The sequence below is a fragment of the Acidovorax delafieldii 2AN genome, assembly GCF_000175235.1.
GTDB lineage: Bacteria > Pseudomonadota > Gammaproteobacteria > Burkholderiales > Burkholderiaceae_C > Acidovorax > Acidovorax delafieldii_B.
This window is the reverse complement of the sequence record NZ_ACQT01000290.1, coordinates 1-4,081: the sequence shown is the minus strand read 5'-3', so window position 1 is coordinate 4,081 and position 4,081 is coordinate 1. Positions and strand designations below refer to the sequence as shown.

General features: G+C 68.0%; 4 protein-coding genes and 1 pseudogene. 2 read left to right on the top strand and 3 right to left on the bottom strand.

The features are described 5' to 3' along the window. A pseudogene (locus ACDELDRAFT_RS19810) lies at positions 1–448 on the top strand (SDR family NAD(P)-dependent oxidoreductase); the annotation flags it as partial. A 15-nt stretch (positions 449–463) separates the two neighbouring features. On the opposite strand, the gene ACDELDRAFT_RS19805 reads toward ACDELDRAFT_RS19810, so the two are convergent. Further along, positions 464–1,105: a DUF4124 domain-containing protein gene (locus tag ACDELDRAFT_RS19805; RefSeq protein WP_005799830.1), complete on the bottom strand. Its 642-nt coding sequence runs from the start codon at positions 1,103–1,105 to the stop codon at positions 464–466. Positions 1,106–1,125: 20 nt separating this feature from the next. Between ACDELDRAFT_RS19805 and ACDELDRAFT_RS25235 the strand changes: the two genes are divergently transcribed. After that, the gene (locus ACDELDRAFT_RS25235; protein ID WP_040330015.1) at positions 1,126–1,407 is read left to right on the top strand and encodes a hypothetical protein; all 282 of its coding nucleotides are present in this window, start codon (positions 1,126–1,128) and stop codon (positions 1,405–1,407) included. Between the two features lie 890 nt (positions 1,408–2,297). Here the strand turns inward: ACDELDRAFT_RS25235 and ACDELDRAFT_RS19795 are convergent. Both ACDELDRAFT_RS19795 and ACDELDRAFT_RS19790 read right to left on the bottom strand, forming a co-directional pair. Continuing rightward, on the bottom strand, positions 2,298–3,257 hold the full coding sequence (locus tag ACDELDRAFT_RS19795) for a chemotaxis protein (protein WP_005799829.1): 960 nt from the start codon (positions 3,255–3,257) through the stop codon (positions 2,298–2,300). A 196-nt stretch (positions 3,258–3,453) separates the two neighbouring features. Continuing rightward, positions 3,454–4,081: substrate binding domain-containing protein (locus ACDELDRAFT_RS19790; RefSeq protein WP_005799828.1), on the bottom strand; the 628-nt coding region annotated here is incomplete at its 5' end.

Sequence of the window (4,081 nt, the reverse complement as noted above, 5' to 3'; positions counted from 1 at the left end):
GCGGCACCTGGGGCGCGCGGGGGTGCGTGCCAGCATCCTGCGCATCCCTGGCATCTATGCCACCGACCGCGAGGGCGGCACGCCCGAGGCGCGGCTGCGCAAGGGCACTCCTGTGCTGGCGGCGCAGGACGACGTGTACACCAACCACATCCATGCCGACGACCTGGCGCGCGCCTGCCTGGCGGCGCTGTGGCGGGGCCGGCCGCAGCGCGTCTACAACGCCAGCGATGTCAGCGAGATGAAAATGGGCGATTATTTCGACTTGGCCGCAGACCTGTATGGCCTGCCACGCCCGCCCCGGGTGCCGCGCAGTACGGCGCAGGAGGCATTGCCGGTGATGCTGCTGAGCTTCATGAGCGAATCGCGCAGGCTTGACAACGGGCGCCTGCTGGGCGAACTGGGGCTGCGCCTGCGCTACCCCACCGTGGCCACCGGTTTGCGTGCCTGACCAGCGCCGGAGCGATCAACGCGGGTAGCTGTTGCCCTGGCTGTCGTAGCAGCGAAAGACATTGCACTGCGTGAACGTGCGTGGGGGGGGCGGCGGCGCAGGCCGCAGATGGACGGGGTAGTGCGGCGGCACAACAATGACGGGCGCCGTTGCCGCGCGCGCTGCGCGTGCTTTCTCGACCTCGGCATAGCCTTCGGGGCCCAGGCAATCCAAATCCACTTGGCGCTGCGCGGTTTCCACACGCTGGCTCTGGTCGTAGGTGCCGGCCACACTGCTTGCGACGACGTCGAGGTTGCGGCGCGAGCGCGCGCACTCGGCCGAACGGGCGTAGTCCTGTCCCCGCAAGGGCTGCTGCGCAGCCCGGGCCGCCTTGTCGCGTTCGCGCCGCGCCTCGCGGTCGGCCGCGGATTGGCGGGCTTCTGCGTCGAGTTGCTGCTGCTTGCGCTCCAGTGCCTCAGCGGCCTGCTGGCGCTCCTGCTGGATCTCCTGGGGTGTGCGGCGCGGTTCGACCTCTCGGACCGAGGCAGCGCCCGCGCACGCGCCGTCGGTGTACGTGACTTGGCCGGTGCGCGCATCGGTGCAGCGCAGGACCTGGGCCGGAGCGGCCAGACAAACAAGTGCCGCACAGGCGGCCAGACTGCTGCGCAACAAGGGCATGGTGGGCTCCTTCAACTGCCTTGGCCGCGGGGGACGTCGCTTCTCCAGCGAGGCTGGTCAGGCCGGTCCCGCTGCCCGTCGCGGTCGCGCTGGCGCCGCTCGTCTTCGCGTCGCTGGCGTTCTGCCTGGTCGCGGCGGGCCTGGTCCCGGGCCTGCTGTTCGCGATCCCGGCGGGCATCCTGCTCGCGGCGCGCATCCTGGGCCTGGCGTGCCTCGCGTTCGCGGCGGCATCGCGCTCGCGCTGGGCGCGTTCGTGGTCGCGCCACTGCTCGCGTTCGCGCCAGTCGTTGCGGTCGTCATAGCGGCGCCCGTAGAAGTAAGCCGGTGGTGGCGCAGCGGGGTAGCCGTAGGCTGGCGGCGGGCTGCTGTAGATGTACCCGGGCTGTTCGTAGACCGTGTAGCCGGCAGGCGGCGGGTTGTAGTATGGATCGCCGGGGACCACGGCGCAGCCCGTGACCAGCGCGGCCAGCGCAACGGCGGAAACAATGCGGGCGTAAGGGAAGGTCATGGTGGTCCGATTCTGGCGCCGCGGGCGGCGTTCCGTGCGTTGCGTAAAGCCCTTGAAAAGCATTCTGGCAGGGTGTTACACCTGTCTGGAAACCTGATTCCTCCTTAGACGCCTGGCGGTGCCCTTTGGTTGACCTGGGTGCTTGCCCGGGTCGGGTGCTGGGGCCTGAAGCACAGGCATCCGCAGAGGGGTTGGTTGCTATGAATAAAATAGCGCAAAACGCTTGTAGGGCAAGCGCATCAGAGGTTTTTTTGTGAATTTATGGGTGGGTGAGCTGGTGCGCGCGAGCTTGGCGGTGGGTTGAGAGCCCTGCGGCGTGGCGGCCTGGCTCTGTACCCGAGTGTCGGGGAGATAACGCTGGCCACTGCATCATCCCGCTGCAGCCGCCTTCGTGCGGGCGATCTGGGCCATGCGGTTGGCAGCCATGGTCCCCTGAATTGGTCCGCCGCAGGATGCCGAGTCTTTGGAGGGCACGGTTCCCACGGCTTGTCACAGGGGATCTTGGCCAGCCGGATAGATGGGCAGCCGCATGCCCAGGCCGCCAAAAGCTGAGAGATGGCCCCGACCTCGGCCCCGGCATGCGATGGGTTTTGCGCCCCGGTTCCGGCAAGCACGGTCCGAGCCGGTGGCGAAGGCCGCCGCCGGCCGGCTGCGGGGCAGTTGGGCCGCCTCGCAGCGTCGCAGTTACTTCGGCAGCACGCGCCGAATGGCGTCGGCGAGGTCTTCTGCGACGAACTTGGCCACGTACCCGTCCGCACCCACGCTGCGCACGTGGTCCTCGTTGGCTGATCCCGAGAGCGACGAGTGGATGATCACCGGCAGCCCCTGGAAGCGGGCATCTTGCTTGATGTGGCGCGTGAGCGTGAAGCCGTCCATCTCAGGCATTTCCAGATCGGTGAGCACCAGCGACACCTTGTCCAGCACGGTCTTCCCTTCGGCGGCCGCCTGGACGGCCAGGGCATTGAGCCGGTCCCAGGCTTCCTGCCCCGATTTCACCATTTCGAACGGAGCCTGCAGGATCTGCAGTTCCTGCTCGATGAGTGAACGGGCCACGAACGAATCATCCGCCGCCAGCACCATGGTGCCGGGCTTCAGCTTGAGGCGCGGCCCCACCTTCTGAGGGTCCACCGGGTCGCCCTCGGGCGGTGACACCATCTGCAGGATGGCTTCGACATCCAGCACCTGTGCGAGCCGCGAGCCGTCGGTGTTGCCGTCCAGCCGCGCAATGCTGGTCACCAGCTTGCCGGCCGCACCGCTGGCTTCGGCGGACAGCACCTGCTTCCAGTCGAGCCGGACGATGTCTTCCACCGACTCCACGGCAAACGCCTGCGTGGTGCGCGCGTATTCGGTCACCAGCATGATGTTCAGCCCCGTCTGGGGCTTGCAGCCCACGATGGCGGGCAGGTCCAGCACCGGAATGATCTGGCCGCGCAGGTTGACCACGCCCAGCGAGTACGGCGTGGCGCCCGCGATGGGCGTAATGCTGGGCATGGCCACGATTTCGCGGATCTTGAAGACGTTGATGCCGAACAGCTCGGACTTGCCTTGCGCGCCATCGGCACCCAGGCGAAACAGCAAGAGCTCGAACTTGTTCGTGCCGGTGAGGTGGGTGCGTTCTTCGATGTCTTGCTGCACTGCTTTCATGGGGAAATCCTTCGCGCAAGGAATGCGCCTTGCCGAATTCTAGGAGCACGCGCGCGCCGGACGGGTGAAATATGGGGCGGTTTGAGAGAACATTTTGGCGGCATCGGCATCGGCATCGGCATCGGCATCGGCATCGGCATCGGCATCGGCATCGGCATCGGCATCGGCCCTGCTGTGCCACCACCGCGCCGGTGCTTCAGTCCTGCGCGCCGGGCACTTGGCGGAGGTAATGGTGCAGTGCGGCGATGGCTTGGCGCACCTTGGCGGGCTGGGCGTCGCGCTGGGGGGTGACGGCCCAGATGTCCAGCGTGCCGCACGACCAGTCGGGCAGCAGGCGCACCAGCCGCCCCGCCTGCAGCGCATCGTGGGCGTCCATGCTGCCCACCAGCGCCAGCCCCAGCCCCGCCTCACACATCTGCTGGATGGAAAGCTGGTTGTTGCTGGCAATGCGGGGCTCCACGCGCAGCGCGTGGGGCTCGCCGGTGGGGCTGTGCAGATCGACCAGCAACCCGCTGTGGTCGCGCACCAGCCCCAGCCAACTGTGGGCCAGCAACGCGTCCGGGTGCTGGGGCATGCCATGGGCAGCCACCCAGGTGGGCGATGCGCACAGCCACCACTGCATGCCGCACAGGCGCCGCGCCACCCAGGTGGAGTCTGGCAGGCGCCCGAACCGCACGGCCAGGTCGATGCGGGCGTTGATGAGATCAATGGGCGCGTCGTCCACCAGCAGGCGCAGCCGCAGTGCTGGATGCGCGGCCAACAAATCACCCAGGGCCGGTGCAATGTGGCGCGCAAAGCCCACGGTGGCCGACAGGCGCAGCTCG

Bases quoted from the DNA above. Each gene is read 5' to 3' on its own strand.
- ACDELDRAFT_RS19805 (WP_005799830.1), bottom strand. From the start codon at position 1,105: ATGCCCTTGTTGCGCAGCAGTCTGGCCGCCTGTGCGGCACTTGTTTGT.
- ACDELDRAFT_RS19795 (WP_005799829.1), bottom strand. From the start codon at position 3,257: ATGAAAGCAGTGCAGCAAGACATCGAAGAACGCACCCACCTCACCGGC.